24 protein-coding genes are annotated in these 22,645 nt (G+C 31.5%); 4 read left to right on the top strand and 20 right to left on the bottom strand.

Annotated elements, in window-relative coordinates:
• Positions 1–32 precede the first annotated feature (32 nt).
• The 16 genes from H0I32_RS08405 to H0I32_RS08330 all read right to left on the bottom strand — a co-directional run bounded on the left by H0I32_RS08405 (position 33) and on the right by H0I32_RS08330 (position 14,179).
• A complete protein-coding gene (locus H0I32_RS08405) occupies positions 33–986 on the bottom strand; it encodes a hypothetical protein (RefSeq protein WP_179314139.1) in 954 nt (317 codons plus the stop codon).
• A gap of 145 nt (positions 987–1,131) precedes the next feature.
• Complete coding sequence (gene atpG / locus H0I32_RS08400; protein ID WP_173587681.1) at positions 1,132–1,992, bottom strand: ATP synthase F1 subunit gamma; 861 nt, start codon at positions 1,990–1,992, stop codon at positions 1,132–1,134.
• A 143-nt stretch (positions 1,993–2,135) separates the two neighbouring features.
• A complete protein-coding gene (atpA, locus tag H0I32_RS08395) occupies positions 2,136–3,716 on the bottom strand; it encodes a F0F1 ATP synthase subunit alpha (protein ID WP_173587680.1) in 1,581 nt (526 codons plus the stop codon).
• Positions 3,717–3,777: 61 nt separating this feature from the next.
• Complete coding sequence (gene atpH / locus H0I32_RS08390) at positions 3,778–4,314, bottom strand: ATP synthase F1 subunit delta (protein ID WP_179314140.1); 537 nt, start codon at positions 4,312–4,314, stop codon at positions 3,778–3,780.
• 5 nt (positions 4,315–4,319) lie between these two features.
• A complete protein-coding gene (locus H0I32_RS08385) occupies positions 4,320–4,820 on the bottom strand; it encodes a F0F1 ATP synthase subunit B (RefSeq protein WP_173587678.1) in 501 nt (166 codons plus the stop codon).
• A 97-nt stretch (positions 4,821–4,917) separates the two neighbouring features.
• Positions 4,918–5,112 (bottom strand): ATP synthase F0 subunit C, encoded by a 195-nt coding sequence (gene atpE, locus H0I32_RS08380; protein WP_179314141.1) that lies wholly within the window; start codon positions 5,110–5,112, stop codon positions 4,918–4,920.
• Between the two features lie 38 nt (positions 5,113–5,150).
• The gene (gene atpB / locus H0I32_RS08375; RefSeq protein WP_173587676.1) at positions 5,151–6,317 is read right to left on the bottom strand and encodes a F0F1 ATP synthase subunit A; all 1,167 of its coding nucleotides are present in this window, start codon (positions 6,315–6,317) and stop codon (positions 5,151–5,153) included.
• Between the two features lie 90 nt (positions 6,318–6,407).
• The gene (locus tag H0I32_RS08370) at positions 6,408–6,800 is read right to left on the bottom strand and encodes a DUF6168 family protein (protein ID WP_173587675.1); all 393 of its coding nucleotides are present in this window, start codon (positions 6,798–6,800) and stop codon (positions 6,408–6,410) included.
• On the bottom strand, positions 6,793–7,011 hold the full coding sequence (locus tag H0I32_RS08365; RefSeq protein ID WP_256928795.1) for an AtpZ/AtpI family protein: 219 nt from the start codon (positions 7,009–7,011) through the stop codon (positions 6,793–6,795). The genes H0I32_RS08370 and H0I32_RS08365 overlap by 8 nt, the downstream gene beginning before the upstream one ends.
• Entirely contained in the window at positions 6,995–7,429 is a 435-nt protein-coding gene (locus H0I32_RS08360) for a polymer-forming cytoskeletal protein (protein ID WP_179314142.1), read from the bottom strand. The genes H0I32_RS08365 and H0I32_RS08360 overlap by 17 nt, the downstream gene beginning before the upstream one ends.
• A 16-nt stretch (positions 7,430–7,445) precedes the next feature.
• Positions 7,446–10,064: a tetratricopeptide repeat protein gene (locus H0I32_RS08355; protein ID WP_317166995.1), complete on the bottom strand. Its 2,619-nt coding sequence runs from the start codon at positions 10,062–10,064 to the stop codon at positions 7,446–7,448.
• A 187-nt stretch (positions 10,065–10,251) separates the two neighbouring features.
• A complete protein-coding gene (locus H0I32_RS08350) occupies positions 10,252–10,974 on the bottom strand; it encodes an ABC transporter ATP-binding protein (protein WP_173587673.1) in 723 nt (240 codons plus the stop codon).
• A gap of 14 nt (positions 10,975–10,988) precedes the next feature.
• Complete coding sequence (locus H0I32_RS08345) at positions 10,989–12,467, bottom strand: DUF5687 family protein (RefSeq protein WP_179314143.1); 1,479 nt, start codon at positions 12,465–12,467, stop codon at positions 10,989–10,991.
• Between the two features lie 51 nt (positions 12,468–12,518).
• Complete coding sequence (locus H0I32_RS08340; RefSeq protein WP_179314144.1) at positions 12,519–13,208, bottom strand: hypothetical protein; 690 nt, start codon at positions 13,206–13,208, stop codon at positions 12,519–12,521.
• Positions 13,205–13,840 carry a hypothetical protein gene (locus H0I32_RS08335; protein ID WP_179314145.1) on the bottom strand — a complete coding sequence of 212 codons (636 nt, stop codon included), beginning with the start codon at positions 13,838–13,840 and terminating at the stop codon, positions 13,205–13,207. The genes H0I32_RS08340 and H0I32_RS08335 overlap by 4 nt, the downstream gene beginning before the upstream one ends.
• Positions 13,841–13,846: 6 nt before the next feature.
• Positions 13,847–14,179 carry a PadR family transcriptional regulator gene (locus tag H0I32_RS08330; RefSeq protein WP_115838117.1) on the bottom strand — a complete coding sequence of 111 codons (333 nt, stop codon included), beginning with the start codon at positions 14,177–14,179 and terminating at the stop codon, positions 13,847–13,849.
• Between the two features lie 139 nt (positions 14,180–14,318).
• On the opposite strand from H0I32_RS08330, the gene H0I32_RS08325 reads away from it, so the two are divergent.
• Positions 14,319–15,377 carry a ferredoxin--NADP reductase gene (locus H0I32_RS08325; protein ID WP_179314146.1) on the top strand — a complete coding sequence of 353 codons (1,059 nt, stop codon included), beginning with the start codon at positions 14,319–14,321 and terminating at the stop codon, positions 15,375–15,377.
• A 724-nt stretch (positions 15,378–16,101) separates the two neighbouring features.
• Here the strand turns inward: H0I32_RS08325 and H0I32_RS08320 are convergent.
• Positions 16,102–17,118, bottom strand: coding sequence for a glycosyltransferase family 9 protein (locus H0I32_RS08320; RefSeq protein ID WP_246293625.1), 1,017 nt, complete (start codon positions 17,116–17,118; stop codon positions 16,102–16,104).
• Between the two features lie 186 nt (positions 17,119–17,304).
• Positions 17,305–17,913, bottom strand: a complete 609-nt coding sequence (locus tag H0I32_RS08315; protein ID WP_173587667.1) for a DUF4254 domain-containing protein — start codon at positions 17,911–17,913, stop codon at positions 17,305–17,307.
• A gap of 72 nt (positions 17,914–17,985) precedes the next feature.
• Between H0I32_RS08315 and upp the strand changes: the two genes are divergently transcribed.
• On the top strand, positions 17,986–18,645 hold the full coding sequence (gene upp, locus H0I32_RS08310) for a uracil phosphoribosyltransferase (RefSeq protein WP_179314242.1): 660 nt from the start codon (positions 17,986–17,988) through the stop codon (positions 18,643–18,645).
• Here the strand turns inward: upp and H0I32_RS08305 are convergent.
• Complete coding sequence (locus H0I32_RS08305; protein WP_173587666.1) at positions 18,634–19,551, bottom strand: DUF6427 family protein; 918 nt, start codon at positions 19,549–19,551, stop codon at positions 18,634–18,636. The genes upp and H0I32_RS08305 overlap by 12 nt on opposite strands.
• 75 nt (positions 19,552–19,626) lie before the next feature.
• Here H0I32_RS08305 and H0I32_RS08300 point away from each other — a divergent pair, with 75 nt between their 5' ends.
• On the top strand, positions 19,627–19,854 hold the full coding sequence (locus H0I32_RS08300) for a DUF6341 family protein (protein WP_173587665.1): 228 nt from the start codon (positions 19,627–19,629) through the stop codon (positions 19,852–19,854).
• Positions 19,855–19,976: 122 nt separating this feature from the next.
• Here the strand turns inward: H0I32_RS08300 and purD are convergent, their stop codons facing one another.
• On the bottom strand, positions 19,977–21,248 hold the full coding sequence (gene purD, locus H0I32_RS08295; RefSeq protein WP_173587664.1) for a phosphoribosylamine--glycine ligase: 1,272 nt from the start codon (positions 21,246–21,248) through the stop codon (positions 19,977–19,979).
• Between the two features lie 85 nt (positions 21,249–21,333).
• Between purD and H0I32_RS08290 the strand changes: the two genes are divergently transcribed.
• Complete coding sequence (locus tag H0I32_RS08290) at positions 21,334–22,644, top strand: phenylacetate--CoA ligase family protein (RefSeq protein ID WP_179314147.1); 1,311 nt, start codon at positions 21,334–21,336, stop codon at positions 22,642–22,644.
• The last annotated feature ends 1 nt before the right edge of the window (position 22,645 follow it).

Here is a 22,645-nt window from a genome sequence, read left to right as displayed (position 1 = left end):
GACATTATAAATATGAGAAAAAAGGGTAGTTATTAAGATTTATTAATGATTCTATTCAATGCTTTAAAATCACGAAAGTCTATATTATAAGTTACTCTTTTATATCTTCTATAAATTATTTCGCCCGAAACACCATCAACAACTGTAATAATTTTATGAAAATTATTTTGATGATACATTAAATAATAAAAAGGTTGTTTCTCATTTAATATCTTTTCATTTAACTCTTCAGCTGTTAATACGGTCTTATTATAAGTATAGTCTTTAAATAACTCTTTAGTTATTTCAGTTTTCTCACTGGCTGTATGGCTAGTGAATCCGTAAATTATATTTTCAGGAATAAATAAAGATACTTTTTTTAAGGTCTTAATTTTTTCATCATCAACATAATCTTTAAAAATATCATAGCTTTCAGAATCACTAATGGCATTGTTAATTTGCTGAAAATAATTTTTTAAATAGCCTATTCTATAATCGAATAAACCATTATTAACAACGTCATTTAATTGCGCTATTTCAGCCTCAACGCCTGCATGAGTTGTAAAAAAAACACCTCCATAGAAATTATCATCCCAGCTAAATACCTTATCTACGTTGTGTTGATTATGTAATAGCGTTATTTCACTTAATTTAAAATAATTAAATACATATTTAACGCCTTGTAATCTTACAGACCTTGAAATGAACCTAAATAATACATCACCAATCTTAATTCGTTTTTCAACCTCATTTTCCGTGATTAACTCAATAGTATTTACAGTCCAAACTTCGTCTAAGATTTTTTTATAATCTTCACGGGTATACCCATTGTTAAATTGATCAGGTATAACAAAATAAGTTTTAGCCGTTTTTAATATTTTAATTTGTTTTTTTTTCAGTTTCTTTTGAAAAAACTCTGGTCTTAACTCTATCCTTCCTAGTGTAGATTGAGAAAACACATTTAACGAAACAAATAATAACAATAGAATTACTAGTCCTTTTTTCATTGTGATTGAGTATATTAAAGCATTGATTAGTAATTCAAAAATAAGATAAAAAATAAATTTTACAGCTTTAAAACAAAAAAACCTAACTCGTTAAAGTTAGGTTTAATATTATCTTATTTTCTGAATTATAATCAGCAGAAAACGATTAGTTATTTAAGGCTTCAGCACCACCAACAATCTCAAGGATTTCGTTAGTAATTGCTGCTTGTCTTGCTTTGTTATAAGTTAATTTTAACTGATCTCTAAGCTCTGTTGCATTATCTGTTGCTTTATGCATAGCCGTCATACGAGCACCATGTTCTGAAGCGAAAGAATCTCTAATTCCTTTAAATAATTGTGTCTTTAATGACTTAGGAATTAATTCTTCAATGATTTCTAATTTAGAAGGTTCAAAAACGTAATCTAAATTTACATTAGAATCAGCTTCAACAGGAACAATCGGTAAAAATTGCTCTGTTAAGATCGCTTGTGTCGCAGCATTTATAAAGTGATTATAAACGATTTCAATTTTATCGTATTCACCAGAAATAAATTGAGCCATTAATGTTTCTGCTATTTCAGAAACATTATCAAAAGTTAAATCATCATAAATATCGCTCTTATTGTCAACAACTCTATTTTGTTTAGCAAAAGCGTCGTTAGCTTTTTTTCCAACAGCTAGTACAGAAACGTTTTTAGAAGCGTAAACATTGCTTATTAAGTTCTGCGTCTGCTTAATGATATTAGCATTAAAAGCACCACATAATCCTCTATTAGATGTTATAGCAACAATAAGAACATTTTCTACTTCGCGTTGTTCTGCAAATTTACTTCCAGAATCCTCATCTAAAGTTGCACTTAAACTCTGAAGTAATTCGGTTAACTTATTAGAATAAGGTCGCATAGCAGTAATAGCATCTTGCGCTTTCTTTAACTTAGCAGCAGATACCATTTTCATGGCACTAGTAATCTGCATCGTTGAAGATACTGATGATATTCTGTTACGTATTTCTTTAAGATTAGCCATTCTTTGATATGTATTAGAATGTTATAAAAAAGACTCTTTGCTTAAGCTCAGAGTGACATTCCGTTTTGAAATCTATTAAATTATTAAAATTAAGAGTTATAAGCAGAGAGATTCTGTTCCTATAACTCTTAATTCTATGCTTATTAAGCTTTGTATTTACTTGAAAGGTCTTTAGCTACACTTGCTAATGTATCAATAACCTCATCTGTTAATTTACCTGCTTTAAGTAAATCTAGAGTATCTCTATGCTTTGCATTTAAAAACTCTAAATAATCACGTTCAAATTCTTTAACTTTCTCTACAGGAACATCTTTTAATAAGTTCTTAGAACCAGCATAAATAATTGCTACTTGATCTTCAACTTTAAAAGGATCATTCTGCGCTTGTTTAAGAATCTCAACGTTACGCTTACCTTTATTAATTACGTTTAAAGTTACAGCATCTAAATCTGAACCGAACTTAGCAAACGCTTCTAATTCGCGATACTGAGCTTGATCTAATTTTAAAGTACCAGATACTTTCTTCATAGATTTAATCTGAGCGTTACCACCAACACGAGATACAGAAATACCTACGTTAATTGCTGGACGAACACCAGAGTTAAATAAATCACCATCTAAGAAAATCTGACCATCTGTAATAGAAATCACGTTAGTTGGGATATATGCTGAAACGTCACCTGCTTGTGTTTCAATAATTGGTAAAGCTGTTAATGAACCACCACCTTTAACTAAAGGTTTTAAAACATCTGGAAGGTCATTCATTTCTTTAGCAATAGCATCATTATTAATGATTTTTGCAGAACGTTCTAATAATCTTGAGTGTAAATAAAATACATCACCAGGATATGCTTCACGTCCCGGTGGACGTCTTAATAATAAAGATACCTCACGGTAAGCAACTGCTTGTTTTGATAAATCATCAAATACAATTAAAGCTGGTCTACCAGTATCTCTAAAATACTCACCAATAGAAGCTCCTGTAAACGGTGCATAAACTTGCATTGCTGCAGGATCTGATGCGTTAGCTGCTACTATAGTAGTATATGCTAAAGCTCCTTTTTCTTCTAAAGTTTTAGCAATAAGTGCTACTGTTGAAGCTTTTTGCCCAATAGCAACATATATACAATATACAGGCTCACCTGCATCGTAAAATTCTTTTTGATTTAAGATAGCATCAATACAAACTGCAGTTTTACCAGTTTGTCTATCTCCAATTACCAACTCACGTTGACCTCTACCAACAGGGATCATAGCATCAATTGCCTTAATACCTGTTTGTAACGGCTCAGTTACTGGTTCTCTATAGATAACACCTGGAGCTTTACGCTCTAAAGGCATTTCGTAAGTTTCACCAGAAATTGGTCCTTTACCATCTATTGGATTTCCTAAAGTATCTACAACACGACCAACAATACCTTCACCAACTTTTACTGATGCAATACGTTCTGTACGTTTTACTGTAGACCCTTCTTTGATTCCAACTGAAGTTCCTAAAAGTACAATACCTACGTTATCTTCTTCAAGGTTAAGTACAATACCTTCTGCACCACCATCAAATTCAACTAATTCGCCATATTCCGCATTAGCTAATCCGTAAGCACGTACAATACCATCACCTACAGTTAATACTGTTCCTACTTCGTCTAATGAAGCACCTGCTTCGAAGCCCGAAAGTTGTTGTTTTAAGATTGCTGATATTTCAGCTGGTTTTACTTCTGCCATCTTTATTTAGATATTATTAGTCGTTAGATTATTTTGACGTTAAACGCCTATCTAACGCTTCTTAATTTAATGTAAATTCTCTTTTTAACTTATTTAATTTGTTAGAAATACTCGCATTATATTGAATATCACCAACACGTAATACAAAACCACCAATAATGCTTTCGTCAATTACGTTTGTTACTTCTGCTTCTTTACCTGTAAGCTCTTTTACTTTAGCTAACACTTTAGATTTCAAATCATCGCTTAAAGGAACTGCTGTAGTTACAGTAGCTACTTGTGTACCATTCATTTCATCAAATAAATGCGTGTAGCTTATCGCTACATCATTTAAAATTGCCAATCTCTTATTAGAGATTAAAGTGTCTACTAAATTAACCGTAATAGCGTTAGTATCTTTAAATACTGCTACTAATACTGCTTTTTTATCTGAAGCTTTTACTACAGGACTTTGAAGCATCTGACTTAAATCTTCGCTTTTTGCAATAGTATCCGTGATTAATTTCATATCACTATTTACTGCATCCGTAGATTTCTGATCTTTTGCTAAGCTTAAAACTGCTTTAGCATATCGTATTGCCGCTCTTGCTCCTGACATCTATTTTAGTTTAAAGTTGCTTCTCCTAACATAGACTCAACTAATTCTAGTTGTTTGTCTTTATTAGATAATTCGTTACGCACTACTTTCTCAGCAATCTCTAAAGATAAACCTGCTACTTGGCTTTTTAATTCTGCCATAGCTGCTTTCTTTTCACTTTCAATAGCTGCTTGTGCTTGGATAATCATTTTATTGGCTTGCACCTGTGCTTCAGCTTCTGCTTCTGCAATCATTTTAGTTTTAAGCTCACGTGCTTCTTTAATCATTGTCTCTCTTTCCAAACGCGCTTCTTGCAATAATTTTTGGTTATCTGCTTGAAGATTCGCCATCTCACGTCTTGCTTTTTCTGCAGCATCTAATGCTCCTTGAATACCTTCTTCTCTTTCAGTTAAAGAACTGATGATAGGTTTCCAAGCAAACTTTACCATTAAGAAAATTAATAATAAAAGTAATACAGTTTGAACTGCAAATAATCCTGGTGAAAAATCGTTTAATAATGTTTCCATCTTATTAAATAATTAAATGTTTTTTTAATTTCTTTTTTAAAATAAAATAGGCTCTGCAACCAACCGTTGCAGAGGCGCTATCTTGTTTTTTTTGAGCTTACTTCCCTAAGATTAAAGCACCGAATGCTAAACCTTCTAAAAGTGCTGCAACAATAATCATTGCTGTTTGGATTTTTCCAGCAGCTTCAGGTTGACGAGCAATACCTTCCATTGCTTTTCCACCAATTTGACCAAGTCCAAAACCTGCTCCGATTACGATTAATCCTGCTCCAATTAAATTGTAAGTTACCATTGTAAAATATTTATATAGTTAAATTAAAAAAACTCTTCTTAGACAAAATCACTTCTTACGTCTTCCGTATCAACAATTTTATGATCATGTTCATGATCGTGTTCTGCAACCGCCATACCTATAAATAAAGCTGAAAGCATTGTAAAAATATAAGCTTGTAAAAAGGCTACTAAAACCTCAATAAACATAATTAAAACAGAAAGTATAAAAGACAACCCTGTTGCACCTGCAACACCTAATGTATCTTTCATTACAAACATAATAGCAATTAAAGCCATTATTACCGTATGACCCGCTGTGATGTTTGCAAATAAACGTACTAATAATGAAAAAGGCTTAATAATGAATGTACCAACCAATTCTATAACTGCTAATATTGGTCTAATTAAAATTGGTACGCCTGGCATCCATAAAATGTGCATCCAGAAATCTTTATTACCGCTTACCGCATAAATGATAAGTGTAAAGATGGCTAAACATGCCGTTACGGCAATTTGCCCTGTAACATTAAAACCTAGAGGTGTTAAACCTACCATGTTTAAAAGCCAGATAAAAAAGAATACCGTTAATAAATAACCTGTAAATTTTCTATAATGTTTTTCACCAATGTTTGGTCTAGCAATTTCGTCTCTAACATAAAGCACTAATGGCTCTAACACACGACCAAAACCTGTAGGAATCGTTTTTGTTTTATATTGTTTTGCTAATCTAACAAACCAGAAAAACATTAATAACCCGATAACTAAAATACCAACAACACTCTTTGTAATAGAAAAATCTAAAACTCTAGCACCATTAGTAGCATGATGCTCAGCATCAAAATTAACAGCTGTTGCTCCGGCTTCTAATTCATATATTTTAGAATGAATTTTAGCGAATTTTAAACCGTTTTTTTCAACGATAACATGTCCGTCATCATTATGATGAAATTCAGAAGACATAAAAGTCACTAATCCCTCAGAAGACCATAAGATCATCGGAAGTGGAAAACCAGCATGTTTACGTTCACCTTCATCATTTGTATATGAAAAGAATGTAAAATCGTGAGAATCCTGTAAGTGATGAGCGATATACGCATCCACTTCCTCCCTAGTATCTATCTGCCCACCATCCTCATGATGAGAAGATTGTGCATAAACAGTTGTTGACAAGAACACTAAGACTGTAAGTGCTAAAAATTTAAAACTTTGTTGAAATACCCTCATTGTTAAAAAAATCAAAAAAATTACTCTTTTCAAATTCGGTGCAAAAGTACGTAATTTATTAAAAAAACAATATCTTTTTATTCTTAATGTTTAATCCTCATTTTGCGCTAAAATTTTCACCACAAAAAATACCTCAAGTCCTAAAAACAAGAGCAATGGCACCAAAAGACTTAACCGCTCTACCATTGTTAAAGTTTCTAAACTAAATATTGAAGATTTAAATGCCAAAAAAAACAAACCTCCTTTTATAAAAAGTGTCGGCAAATAAATAAATCCTAATTGAGGTTGAAGACTTTTTATAGTAGAAAATAATTTTAGATGTACACAGATCAATAACGATGCTACGACTAAAAACACATTAGTGTCCCAAAGATTAAAACGAACAGTATTATTAGATTCGTTAAGAACAAATTCTTGTGAGAAATGAATAATAAGAAACAATACCGCAAAAGATGCAGTATAAAGCATAAGTGATTTAATCATCTTCTTTAGACACTTTTATAACTTGTGAAATTACCAAATATATAGATGCAAAAACAGACAAAAGGGTTAAGATAGTATCCCAAAAATTCTTTTCATACTTTGCATCTAACCATTGCCCTAAATAATGGCCAAGAAAAATAACCCCTCCCATTTGAAACCCAACAGCGGTGAATCTAATAAACTTACTTGGATTATTATTTGCTTTGGGCACTTTTAGCTTGTTGTGATTTACTTGATTCTCCGGTAGCTAAAGATTTAACCGTACCGCCCATAGAACACGTTGCGTTAAATGTTGCCCCTGGTTCTACAGCTAATTTACTAATATGTACTTCACCCTCTATATTTGCTGTTGTTTTTAACGATAAAGTACCTGAAAGAATAAGTTTACCTGAAAACTTACCTTCAAAATCAGCATTTTCTCCTTGTAGAGTTCCTTTTATATAGCCCGACTTGCCAACAACAACTTTACCAGATGTTTTTACATTTCCTTCTATTGTTCCGTCAATTCTAAATGGTCCTTGACTCACAATATCCCCAACAATTTTAGTGCCTTGAGCTATTATATTTTGTTGCGTACTTGTTTCCATAATTGATTGTAGTTTTGGTTTTTTCTTTTCTGAAGAAAACATAATGATAGGTTTTAAATTACTGTAATTCTAAATACATGTTTAGGTTTTTATGCCTCTGTATTATAGCATAATTCGGTGACGAAATCGCAAAATAAGATCGTGTAATTTTTGGTTTTATAATGCGCCCTCTTGAATCTTTTTCTTCACTTTTAAGTAATTCTCCAAATCCCTTAGCCCCTTCAATACTTTTTAAACCGTGGACAACTACAAATGTTGTATTCTTATCATAAATATCTTTTGATGTTGTAAGGTCGAAATACGTAATTTTAGCAACCTCCTCATCTAATGTTTTTATAAACGCCTCAACATCTTCTTTTGAATTATTTTCAAACTGATAGATAACATTAAACTTATCTATATTATCATCTTTTAAAAAATCTTTTTTCTCTAAAATAGGAAATGCTTCTTTTATAATCTCTTGGGCTTTTTTACCTTCTTCTGTATCAGGATAGGTTAATGCAATATAATTAATAGCTATTTTATATGCCTCAAATCCATAAAGCCTACCTCTAGCAGATGCTTTTAAAATCTCAAACTTTGCCACAATATCATCACCTTCAAATCGCTTAATTTGAACTTCTGCTCCTTCTATTACAGCAGTATAATCTTCAGCTGTAAATTGATCATATAATTTAGTATAAATAACTTCTGGGCTATTTTCATCCTTAGATAATTCAGATTGAGGATTTAAAAGAATTTCTGCATAACGAGAATCTGGATAATCATTAATTATCGCAATTTTCATAGCTTCTGCTTTCCCTAAAGAACCTAATTCGATATAAATATGATATAGATTGTATTTTGAAGGTAAAACTAAGCGATCTTCAGGATTCTTTCCTAAAAGAACTTCTAGCTTGCTTTTTGCCAATTCAAACTCTTTAAATTTTTCCTTATAAATGATTCCTAATTGATAATAAGCATAGTTACGTTCTTTAACAATACTATCTAATTCTTTTTGTTCTGTAGGTAATGATGCTAAATAAGTTTCAGGATTAAAAAGCTGATTTTCTTCGGTTTCCTTTTCTTCACCCTCTTCTTCTGTAGAACTTGTAAGGTCTGCACGTTGATTATTTAACCTCCAATTATCTTGAAGTTTACGATCACCCCAAAGTTTTAGAAATTCATTTTTACCGTAAGCTACAGTTGTAGAGTTATAAAAATAAAAACTACTATTACCCTTACTCCTCGTAGATGATTTTGTTTGAAGTCCTCTTGATGCACCTGGAGGATTTAAACCTTTTGAATATTTTTGATTATTTTGAGATAATTGAGAAGAGGGAGCTGACTGCTTTCTTAAAGCTTCTTCTTCCGCTTGTTTTTGTTCTTGTAAAGCTTTTAAGCGTTGACCTTCTGCGTGTTTAGTATAAACAGCTAATTGCTCTTCTTTTGGAAGACTTACCATTCTTAAAATACTATCATTTGTCTGCGCAATACCTTCGTAATAAATAACATCATCTAAGTTTTCACGCTTCTTTTTAATAACTCTATACGGTTTGGTATTCAACTCCATTGACGTCATTGTGCTATCGTAATAAGCACCAGCCGTCTTATAGATATTTCTGTCAAAATACATATTACCAAGCGTCTCATAATCTAAAGCTCTCAAATACTTATCTCCTGTAATTTTTCTAAGCGATTTATTATAATAAACTTCAGAAACACTATCGGAAACATTATTACGGTAATACTCTGCAATACGATAATATATTTTATCTAAATAAGGTCTATTTTCTCTATTCTCTTCTAATTCTGTTAAATATTCTTCAAAAACGACGGGATCAATACTTGAAAAATCATAATTGTTTGATCTTTCAATATGAGCATTAATATAAAATGATCGAGGAATTTGACGATGCATTTTTATAATCGCATCGAATTCTAAATTTGCGCTGTCTTTTTTTCCAAATTCATTATAAAGTTGTCCTTTAATAAAGTGATAACGTGCTTTTTCTCTTTTTATCTTAGTATTTTCTACTGCAATAGTAAGCTCTACAATAGCACTATCTTTAGATTTTAAATTAATATAAGCCTGAGCTAATGTAGCCGTTGCGTCTGCTAAATCTTGACCCTCTAATTCTTCCTCTTCTAATAAACGTCTTAATTTATCAATTGCTCCACGATCATTATCTAAACGCATACTTGTTTTTTCGCGCCAGATTTTAACTTGATTAATTTTATCGCTAGTTGGGTATTTATTAAGAATATTATTAAATGCCGCCATAGCTGGCACAAAGCGCTGATCAAAGTAACGGGCTTGACCTAAAAGTAAATATGCTTCGTCAACTTGTGGGTTTTTTTCTTTTCCACCGATATTCATACTATGCTTCTGAATGGCTTTAATCGCTTTTTCCTCAGCACGTTCAAAATCAGCATTTTTAGTTTGACCAGGTAAGAAGAGATCGTCTTTAATCTCCATACGTTCTACAGGAAGAAGGTTCCAAAAGTCCTCTGTAAATTCGTTATTTACATTATCCTTTCCTCTTTCTAAAGCAATATTACCATTATAAAGTATATTGAACTCTGTACTTAAGGCATGAAAATTTCGATTTATAAATTTATCCTTCTTGCGCGAACAGCTCTGAACTAGCATCATCACACAAAACAAAGGCAATATAAGTTTGTAATAGGTTTTCAACGTTGGTTCTATTTGATTAATAGATAACTAAAACACACCGTATTTAGTGTGTTAGTTCGTAAAAATAAGCATCTTTTTGAACTTCTAATATTATTTAATCGTTTTTTGAGTAACTACAACAGGCTACAACATAAAAAGGCTCGTAACTAACAATTAATTACGAGCCTTAAATTATAAATATAAACGATTATTCTTCTTCGTCAGAAAATATTGCGCCACCAGAAAAGTGTGCCTCTAATTCTTTTAAAGTTTCAGGATTTGTTTCTAAATCTTTAACCACATTTCCTTTTTCTAAAACCACAATACGCTCACAAACATCTGTTACGTGAGTTAAATCGTGACTGGATACTAAAACTGTAACACCTTGTTTTTGGGCTAAATCTTTAATAATTTGCTTTAAACGAATTTGCGTTGTTGGATCTAGATTCGCAAATGGCTCATCTAAAATAATAACTTCAGGATGACCAATAAGGGCGGCTACAATTCCTGCTTTTTTCTGATTTCCTTTACTTAAATCTCTTAAGTATTTCTTCTTCCCAATAATTTCACCATTGAAGAAGTCTTCAAACTTAGCGGTTAAATTATCGACATCGGCTTTATTTTGCCCTCTTAATTCCCCAATAAAATAAAAGTATTCTTCTGGTGTTAAGTAACCAATTAAGAAACTTTCATCTATAAAAGAGGATGTAAACGGTTTCCAATCTTCACTTTCATCTACAACTACATTATTACTGGTAATGTTTCCAGTTGTTGGCTTAATTAAATCAAGCAATAAACTAAAATAGGTTGTTTTCCCTGCTCCATTATTTCCAACTAAACCAAAACTTTGGCCTTTAGGAATGCTTAATTCTTCAATATTTAGAACTGTAGTTCCGTTATATGTTTTGGTAAGATTTTTTGTATATATCATGATGAGATGTATTATTAGTTATCCTGACTAAAAGCGTCAATCATTTTGTATTTTGAGTTGATATATTTCTTAGTAATGAATTTCATTAATTTTTTATGAAACACAATACCCGCAACTCCAAGTACCATTAATAAAGCTATTGCTGCTGCAAAACCTACAAGCCAATTTACAAGTCCAAATAACCCCATTGGAACAATCATTAATGGAATACCAATTAACCACTGTACAGCTCCGGTACCTTGATAATTAAAGGCTGCTTTTTTATCTAAATTTATTTTTTTTCGATTATAAGAGCCTCCCCAAAGAATAACATGCGTATTGATACCAATGTTATAAATTGCTGCTGCAAAATGAGCGATTAAGATTTTATAACCAAAGTAGACGTAAGGAATTCCTAGAACAAATAGAATTACGACGCTAATTACCATAAGGATAAATTTTGAACGTAAATATTGTTCGTATTTAATGTTCTGACTCATTAGTAATTTATAATAACCACTATCCCAAGCCGGAATAAATTGGCCGAAATTAATAAGAAAGAATCCTGTAGAAAATATACCGATTAAAGCAAACATAAATGTCATTTCTCGATACACTGGCTGTGGATAAAAGAACAACCCATATAAAACACCAATAAATAATAGAAACACCATAGATTTGGTTCGTTTATTTCTCCAAATCAATTTTAAATCGAGTTTCATAAAAGGGGCTATATCACCAAAACGCTCTGTCCAAGATAAGTCTGAAGCATTTACTTCAGTTACTTTAGATTTCAATGAGTTATCTAAATATAATTTCTTCTCTAAGATTTTAAAATTGAAACCGTAACATAATCCTAAAATTATAATTGGAATTAATATAAGAATTGGATGATGCGCAATGGCCAAAAACCCACTTCCGACTAAAGATGTCATTGGTAGAATTTCAAAATAATTTAACCCAAATAAAACACCAATGATAACAATTATTGGTAAAAATGATATTTCGGATTCTGCTGAAAATGCTTCAATTATAAAATTCAAGAAATTAATAATGAGTACCGAAATCATCATCGTAAACATCCAAGTTAAAACTAAAGATGTTTCATAACCATCACTTACTAACATAAAGCTAAAAGGAATAATGGCAAACAGAGGTAAAAAGTTAAAAAATGAAAGTGCCGATTTCCCCAAAACATAATTTACAACAGTAGCGCGTTTAATAGGAAGCGTTAACAACGGTTTCACACTCATTACGGGTAATTTTTGTAAAAAGAAACGCATTAGCAAGTCTGCAATAATCCAATAAAACAGATAATTATTTGCAACTACAAACGGATCTTGATCTGGAAAACCTTCTTTTAGTAAATAAAGTAATCCAATACCTAATCCTATAAAAACAGCAACAAAATAGAGCGCAAATAATACCATGAAGATATTAATTACCATATTCTTTTGCCAATAGGACGAACGGAAATATTGCTTCCATTCGAGATTGAGAAAGTGTTTTATCATAGTGTAATGATGGGTTGGTTTATGTAGTAAGTATTAAAAAAGAGAAATTTGTTACAAACTAAATTCTGGATAGGTTTCATTTAGTAGTTTTTCAGCCTTACTTGGGATTACCTCTAAACTGATATAGTTTATTAATGTTAAGGCGGTAAAAGCTAAAGAAAAGAGCAGTAAAAACAAGGTGTTTATTTCAAACTTATCTGGAATTGTAAATACATTATACAATTGTGAAATAAATATTAAAGATGTTCCACTTGCTTGCTTAAAAATTAGTTCTTCTAATAACCATTTTTTATTAGAAATTTCTTTTCTACGTCTAAACTGCCTATTGAGTTGTGTACCTTTATAGATACACCAACCTGAAATTATAACGTAAAAAACCATAGTAAGAATGGCTGTATATTTTGAAGAAAAAGCGACATAAAACATTAAAAACAAAGCTATAGTTCCAATAATTTGTGGCACCTCAAACCATTTTTTAAGTTCGGTCCACAAATAACCTCTATAGCGTTTGTTCATGGCCTTTTGTTTCTGCTCAATGGCATCCATAAAACCAAAAATTCCAAATTTTTTGAAGGCTTTGTTTTTGGCGTCTTCAAAAGTGAGCTTGGGCTGAACTTGCCATTGTGCTTCTATGTCATTAGCTAAATGATCTACCAGTTCTGTTTGTAAATCGTAATGTTCTACAAAATGTTGTCTTGTAAAAGCGTAGAGTTCTTGTATTTGGGATTCGGTTAGTTTCATGTTTCTCTTACAAGTTTAATATATTTCTCTATAATTTTTCTTCTATTGTTTTCAATTACAATTACCGCAGAAAGACTTAATAAAAGCGAAATGCTAAAGTATAAGACTAATACTGTTGGAGTTTCGAATAAATAATCTTTTAAAATACCAAACGTATATAAAAACACAGAGGGAAGTGAAGTTATACTAAACAATGATTGCATAGATTGAACTTTTTTTAATGCTTTAGAATACCGAATTTGATAATAGATTGGATAAAGCAGCAAAATTGCCAGTGTCGATAACCAAATGAAACTAAAAGTCTTTAAACTAAAAAGATTAAATATCACATATCCAATAAATACTAATGCGGTAAGTATTGCTATAAATTTTAATTGATAAAAAAACTTAGCAAACTGAACCCAAAGCAACTTTTGATAACTCCAATGAATCGTCTTCTTCTGTTTCTTATCAAACTCTAATATAAAGTTAACTTTACTTAATAAAAAATCTTCAATAATAACATAAGCAGAAGAATCTTCGAACTCTGTTGCCAAATGATCTATTAATTCAACTCTAATATCAAGATGTTTTATCTTTTTATATATGAGAAAATCATCTATAAATTGTATGTCTTCTTTTTCTAACCTCATCACAACCTAAGCTAATTTAGGATTCACTAACGCCTGCATCGTTTTAATATAGTCTGCTAATTCTTCTAGCTTATTAACGGTTTCTTTGGTCCCAGTTTCTGTGAGTTTATAATATTTACGCAATCGGTTATCTACTTTTGCAACTTCGACATCTAACAAACCCTCAGCTTCTAACTTGTGTAAAGCTGGGTATAATGCACCTTCCGTAATTTTTAACTCACCTTTAGTTAATTCCTTTACCTTTTGGGTAATCTCATAACCATACATTTTGTCGTGCTCATTTAATAGCTTTAAAATGATAGTCGTTAAACTTCCTTTATATAATTTTGAATTGCTCATCGTCTCACAAATATATACATAATTTTCTTATGTATAAGAAACTTATGCATGTGTATTTATTGAATTTTAGACCTCTCAGGCTTTTGAAACCCTCTAGGTATGTAGCAGAATGTTTATCTTTGCACAAAATTATTTTTTAATGTCACAATTTCACTCACTCATTATAAAGTCAATCGACAAGGTTACAGACCAATCGGTTGCGATTACATTTGACGTTCCTGAAAATCTTAAGGAAAAATTCAGCTTTAAAGCCGGACAATATATTACTTTGAAAACCACTATTAATGATGAAGATATTCGTAGAGATTACTCTATTTGTGCTTCAGAAAAAAGTGGTAATCTAACCGTTGCAGTTAAGGCTGTTGAAGGTGGAACATTTTCAATTTATGCTAATAATACACTAAAAGCTGGTGACGTATTAGAGGTTGCAGAACCTAATGGTCGTTTTACATTTGAAGCTAACGATGCAAAAACAAGAACCATTACTGCTTTTGCTGCAGGAAGTGGAATTACACCGATTTTAAGTATTGCAAAAACCCTTTTAGAAAACGAAGCCTTTAGCAACTTCATACTCGTTTACGGAAACAAATCTTCTAAAAACACTATGTTTTTTAAAGAACTTGTAGAATTACAAGCACAGTATGGTAACCGTTTTCATGTTCACTTTATATACAGTCAAGCTCGAGAAGAAGATGCTTTATTAGGTAGAATTGAAAAAAGCACCGTTAACCTCATCGTTAAGAACAAATACAAAGAGGTAACGATTGAAAAGTTTTACCTCTGTGGCCCAGAACAAATGATCCATACCGTAAAAGATGTTTTAATTGAAAACGGAGTAAAGGAAAAAGCAATTGCTTTTGAATTATTTACAGCTCCTGTTGAAACAGAAACGACTGCTGCTACAGATTTACCTTCTGGTGAGACTAAAATAAAGGTTTTAGTTGATGAAGAAGAATTTGAATTTAGCATGTCTCAAGAACAAACCATTTTAGAAGCCGCTTTAAAACAAGATATTGATGCACCTTATTCTTGCCAAGGCGGAATTTGTAGCAGTTGTATTGCAAGAGTTACCGAAGGTGAAGCTAAAATGCGACAAAACAATATCCTTACAGATAGTGAAGTTGCTGACGGCTTAATTTTAACCTGTCAAGCGCATCCAACTTCAGCTTCTCTTGTTGTGGATTATGATGATGTTTAATCTTGATTATTAGATTAGTTAGATTTTTAGATCATTAGATATACAGACCTTTCATGTTTTAATAACGTGAAAGGTCTTTTTATTTACGATAGGTTCTCGATATAAAAGTCTGAAAAAATGAATTTCACTCGAACTGACGTGTAATAATCAAAAGAATGAACGTCACCTCGAGTGATTTTTGAGGTACGATAAAATTGTGTCGAGAAGTCTATAAACTAAAGTACAGAAGACAATCCTGATTTGTAAAAGAAACAGAAGTAAACAGTTCTCGATACGAAATTCTAAAAATGAATTTCTCTCGAACTGACGCGTAATAATCAAAAGAATGAACGTCACTTCGAGTGGTTTTTGAGGTACGATAAAATCGTATCGAGAAGTCTATAAACTAAAGTACAGAAGACAATCCTGATTTGTAAAAGAAACAGAAGTAAACAGTTCTCGATACGAAATTCTAAAAATGAATTTCTCTCGAACTGACGCGTAATAATCAAAAGAATGAACGTCACTTCGAGTGGTTTTTGAGGTACGATAAAATCGTATCGAGAAGTCTATAAACTAAAGTACAGAAGACAATCCTGATTTGTAAAAGAAACAGAAGTAAACAGTTTTCGATACGAAATTCTAAAATGAATTTCACTCGAACTGACGCGTAATAATCAAAAGAAACAACGTCACTTCGAGTGATTTTTGAGGAACGAGAAAATTGTATCGAGAAGTTATGAAACTAAATAACTTCCTTAATTTTAGAAACGATTGTAGCTTCAGAAATACTACTTGCAGCGTTTTCGTAACCTTCAGGGAATTTATTCCCGTAAATAGAAGTCGGAATTAAAGGAAGCTGAGTTCTATCTGCTGTTAAAGCAAAATCATCAGGTTGATTAAATGGTGCAAACCCAGCAAAGGGATGCGTTACGCCCCAAATGGTAATTACTTTTTTACCTAACATTGCCGCCATATGTGCATTACCAGAATCCATAGCCAACATAAGATCTAAGTTAGAAATAATAGCTAATTCTTCTTGTAAATTTAATTTACCTGCCACAGATTTTACGTTAGAAAATTCTTGTTCAAGCTCATTTAGAATTACTATTTCTTTTGCCCCTCCACCAAATAAAATAACATTATAATTTTTGGAAATGTCAGCAATTACAGCCTTCATTTTATCTATAGGATACAATTTACTGTTATGTGCTGCAAACGGTGCAATTCCTATATTTTTGAGGTTTTTATTCGAGAAAAAATCTTTTAAATTATCATTTATTTTTTTTGGCTTAAAAAATATTGGATCCGATAAATTAATTGAAAAACCTAAAGCTTCAAAAACATCCGCATAACGTTGATGCGTTGTTTTTAATTGTTTAAAATATTTACCTGTAGTCAACGCTTTTTTCTCTGCCCTCCCTTTATCTAATTGCACCGCTTTTTTCCCTAAGAAAAAGAATTTTAAAATCTTACTTCGCAATACATTATGTAAATCTGCTACAACATCAAAATGTAATGCCTTAAGTTCTTTAGATAGTTTATAAAGTCCTAAAACACCTTTATGCTTTCCTTTTAAATCAGCTGCATAAACAGTAACATTTTCTAAATCCTTAAAAAAAGGCTTAAAAAACGCTCTTGTAACGACTGTAATTTTCAACTCGGGATGCTGCGTAGTTAGCGCTCTTAAAACAGGAACAGTCATCGCGACATCGCCCATGGCAGAAAATCTAATAACTAATATGTGTTTTGGATTTGGCATAAAACAACAATCAAAAAGGTGTATAAATACTTTTATAAAATTGAAAAACCGTTGTCAGTGAGAAACAACGACAACGGCTTATAATTAAATTATACTAGGTTTTAAACATAACTTAAGTATGTCATATTGAACACCGTCGAAATATCTTTAATTGAAATTCTTCACTTTGTTCAGAATGACAAAAGATTACTTTTGCCCTCTTAAAACAGGGTTAAGCTCATCGTCATTGTACATTTTCATTTGCTTGTAAACTTTCATATACTTATCACCATTAGCGATATCCGTAAGTAAATCATCAATAGCAGTACTTAAATCTACACGTTGCTCTAATAAAACGTCTAATTTCTTTTGGCAAGCCGCTTTATGCACCTCTGATGCATCTTCTCTAACAGTTTCAATATGCATATGGTAAATTTTCAAAGCTAAGATTGACAACCTATCAATAACCCAAGCAGGGCTTTCAGAATTGATTTTAGCATCTGACTTTGGCTCAACAGCTTTATATTTATCTAAAAAATAACTGTCAATAAATTCAACAGTATCTGTTCTATCTTGGTTAGAAGCATCAATCATTCGTTTCAACTTTAAAGCTGCAACAGGATCAATGTTTGGATCTCTAATAATATCTTCGTAAGCCCACTGAACAGTGTCTATCCAAGACTTTCTGTATAACAAATGTGCTATAAGATCATCACTTTTATCATACTTGTTAGTAAAAGGCTGATCTACGGTATTTAATACTTTATAGGTTTTTATAACGTCTTGAAAAATGGCGTTTGCTTTTTGTGAAAACATAATGAAATTGATTTAATGTTTACAAATATACTTGGAATTATTAACTTTAACGACAGAACTAATTTTCAAAATATGCAAATTCACAACCTTTCCGAGACGCCTTCAATCTTAAATACTTTTATGTCTGAATTACGAGACGAAACTGTTCAAAAAGACAGTATGCGCTTTCGTAGAAATATTGAACGCATTGGTGAAATTATGGGCTATGAACTGAGTAAATCACTTCAATTTGACACACATACAACTCAAACGCCATTAGGTAAATCTGAAACTGTTTTACATCAAAAAGATATTGTTCTCTGTTCTATTTTAAGAGCAGGTGTGCCGCTTCATAATGGTTTATTAAATTATTTTGATGCCGCCGAAAACGCTTTTATTTCAGCCTACAGACAACACAAACATAATCCTGAAAGTTTTGAAATAGTAGTGGAATATTTAGCTTGCCCAAGCTTAGAAGGTAAAACCTTAATATTAGCAGACCCAATGCTAGCAACTGGGCAGTCTATGGTGGCAACTTTTGAAGCTTTAAAACCCTTTGGAAAACCAAAAGCAATACATTTAGTTAGTGTTATTGGCGCACAGCCTGGTGTAGATTTTGTATCTAAGGCTTTTGACACAGACGTTACGCTTTGGATTGCTGCTATTGATGACAAGCTTAACGAAAAAGGATATATTGTTCCTGGATTAGGAGATGCTGGTGATTTAGCCTTTGGAAACAAACTACAGCAATAAACTTATAATTGGTGTAACGATTAAAAGGGCTACAAAAATTTGCTTAAACCAACGCTCTGAAAGCATTTCCATATAATTTGCCATTATTATTGAAAACGGAACTAATAAAAATAGATATTCACTTCCGTTTTTAATAGGTGAAATTACAGCGATTAAAAGCGCTATAACAGAAGCCCAAGCAATTATAAAATAAGAGGGTTTTAATTTCTTATTCTTATCAGGAATAATTCTGAAGTAATAAAAAAGCGTCCACACAAACGTGCTAAATAATACTGTTAATTTTAAAATACTCGCTTTAGTATTATATGCAGTAAAATCTAGGCTTAAATAACGTTCAAAATCTGACGGTTTAAAATACACGTCATACATTATAATATTATACACTAAGAGTAAAATTAATACGGTTGCAGTACCTATAAAAGGGACAATAACGTTTTTAAAATCATTTTGAGAATAATATATTAAAGCAACGATGACTAACACAAAAAATAATATAGACCAAAAATAAAATAACGTTGCGAGTGCAATCCAAAAAGCAGCATCAAACAATTTCTTTTTAATATTCTGCTTTGTGTGTAGACTAATTAAGCGTCTTAAAGAAAAGACTATAAACAAATTAGATAGTAATAAATCGGTATGCCTTAGTGCCTCTGGAAATATGCCGAGAAGCAAAGCAAAAACCAGTATCGCGTAACTATTTCTCTGAGTTAGATTATTTTTTGAAACAATAAAATCGAGTAAAAAGACCAAAAAGAGTGTAATTAGCCATTTAAAAAGGGCTGCCAAACCACTATGCATATCTAAAACAAACAACGAATAGTTTGTAACAACAAAAAGCAAACTCACATAAATGGCAACAATTATGAAGTTTATAGGTTTAGATTTACTAAAAACACTTGTAATCATGAACTCTTTTTGTATTTTTGCTTCTCGATTTTCAATTCTATAACAATTTTAGAATTGGTGTAAATTTATAAAGTTATGAAAGATTTCTTTTACGCAATACAAGATTTATTTGTAAATGTTTTACTTAAACCTCTTGATGCTCTTAAAGCTTTAGAGTTAGAAAACTGGTTTTCTGCAAACATTTTCAATTGGATTTTTATGGCTATAGGTGTTGTTGCATTTGTTTATTGGATGCTACAACTTAAAAAGCATAGTGATAATGGAGAAGAAAATAAAAGCATTACTTCTCACTCTTACATTTAGACTTTTTATTTTATTTAAGAATTAAATTTTTCTGTACTCTAATCCCGAAGCTTTTCTTTTAAGATAACTTCGTTTATTAGCGCACAGAAAAATTTTCTATTTATAATAAGTTTGGACCGATCTTATAAATCAAATCCGATATCCTTACGATAATACATCTTATCAAAATGTAGTTTTTCTATACTTTGGTAAGATTTTTTTATGGCTTCATTGTACGTATTTCCATAAGATGTTATTGCCATAACACGACCACCAGAAGTTACTGTTTTTCCTTCTTTAGAAATTGCTCCTGCATGAAAAACAATAGAATCCGTAATATTATCTACACCTGTAATTTCTTTTCCTTTTTCATAAGCTTCAGGATAACCACCAGATACTAACATTACCGTTGTCGCTGCTCTCTCATCAATAACAATATCAACCTCACTTAACGTTTGGTTTGCCATTGCTTCAAAAACCTCAACTAAATCTGTTTTTAGTCTTGGTAAAACAACTTCTGTTTCTGGATCTCCCATTCTTACATTATACTCAATCACCTTAGGATCATCTCCCACTTTAATTAAGCCAATAAATATAAAACCAACGTATGGTAAATTATCTTTCTTTAAACCATCTACTGTAGGTTTTACAACTTGGTTTTCAATTTTATCTAAAAATTCTTTAGTTGCAAATGGTACTGGTGACACCGCTCCCATTCCGCCTGTATTTAAACCTGTATCTCCTTCTCCAATACGTTTGTAATCTTTAGCTGTAGGAAGAATTTTGTAATCTTTTCCATCCGTTAAAACAAAACAACTTAATTCAATTCCGTCTAAAAATTCTTCAATAACAACCTTAGTACTTGCGTCTCCAAACTTAGCATCAACTAACATACTTTTTAGTTCTGCTTTAGCCTCGTCTAAATCATTAAGAATTAAAACTCCTTTTCCTGCTGCTAATCCATCTGCTTTTAAAACGTAAGGAGGTTGTAGCGTTTCTAGAAACTTATAGCCGTCTTCTACATTCTCTATCGTAAAACTCTCATAAGCTGCAGTAGGAATGTTATGACGTATCATAAATTCTTTAGCAAACTCTTTACTACCCTCAAGCTCTGCAGCGGCTTGTTGTGGTCCGATAACTGCTACATTTTTAATAGCATCATCTTGTAAAAAGAAATCGTGAATACCTTGAACCAATGGATCTTCTGGCCCAACAATTACAATATCAATTTGATGTTCTAAAACAGCCGATTTAATCGCTTCAAAATCAGTAACACCAATATTCAGATTTGTAGCAATTGCTTCAGTTCCTGAGTTTCCCGGAGCCACAAAAAGTGACTTACAACGGTTACTTTGTGCAATTTTCCATGCAAATGTGTGTTCTCTTCCGCCAGAGCCTAGTACTAAAATATTCATAGAATGTTATTGTTTGCTCAAAAATAAAACTAATGCTTCGAATACACCAATATTTTTTATTTACTTTACAAAAACATCTTATTGCTTGAATTTATTTGATCTTTCATTAAAACTCAACCGCTTTCCTATAAAGAAGGCTTGTTGCGCTTTACAAAAAATTCAGAATAAAAATGAGGCAGAATTTAACGACTATGTCGTTAAAAAAAAAGAAGATATTTTTAATTATCACATTCAAAATAATTCGTTTTATAAAAGTATTTCTAAAAATGCAAATGTTAAAGATTGGAAAAGTATTCCTATCATGACAAAACATGATTTACAAAGCGATTTGAGTAATAGACTTTCAGAAGAATTTAATAAAAAAAATGTTTACATCAATAAAACATCTGGCTCATCTGGGCATCCTTTTGTTTTTGCAAAAGATAAATTTTGCCACGCCTTAACATGGGCAGTTATACAAAACAGATTTGGTTGGTTTGGTTTGGATTTTAACAGCTCCAAACAAGCTCGGTTTTATGGTATTCCGTTAGATAAAAAAGGCTATTACAAAGAACGAATTAAAGATTTTATAGGGAATCGTTTTCGGTTTTCGGTTTTCGATTTAAGTGATGAATCTTTTCAAGTTTGCTTAAAAAAATTCAAAAACACCAATTTCAACTATATCAACGGTTATACAAGTTCAATCGTTCAATTTGCTAAGTTTTTAGAAAGAAAAAACATTGTTTTAAATACTATTTGTCCCACATTAAGTGCGTGTGTGGTGACTTCGGAAATGCTTTTTGAAGACGACAAAAAACTATTAGAAAAACAGTTTAATATCCCTATAATTAATGAATATGGTGCTTCTGAATTAGATTTAATTGCTTTTCAAAACCCTGAAAATATTTGGCAAGTAAATAGTGAAACACTTTTTGTAGAAATTGTAGATGACCAAAATAATATTCTGCCTTACGGTGAAGAAGGCCGCATTGTTATTACAACTCTTTACAATAAAGCACATCCGTTTATACGTTATGATATTGGAGATATTGGTATACTTTCGGAAGAAAGTACACTGCAAAAACCTATTCTTAAAAAATTAATAGGAAGAACCAACGATATTATTACTTTGCCTAGCGGAAAAAAAGCGGCGGGACTGACTTTTTATTACATTACTAAAAGTATTATTGAAAAAGATAGCGCTATAAAAGAATTTATTATTGAACAACATAAAATAGACACTTTTAAAATAAAATATGTGAGTACTGAAACCATTTCAGACTCCAAAAAAGAAGATATAAAAACAGAAATAACCAATTATCTTGAAAAAGGATTAACCCTTATTTTTGAAAAACAAGACATTATAAAACGCTCAAAAAGCGGAAAATTAAAGCAATTTAAATCTTTACTTAACTAAT

It is taken from the genome of Winogradskyella sp. HaHa_3_26, assembly GCF_019278425.1.
GTDB classification, from domain to species: domain Bacteria; phylum Bacteroidota; class Bacteroidia; order Flavobacteriales; family Flavobacteriaceae; genus Winogradskyella; species Winogradskyella undariae.
Note: the sequence above shows the minus strand (reverse complement) of the source record. Positions and strands in the feature narration are given on the sequence as shown.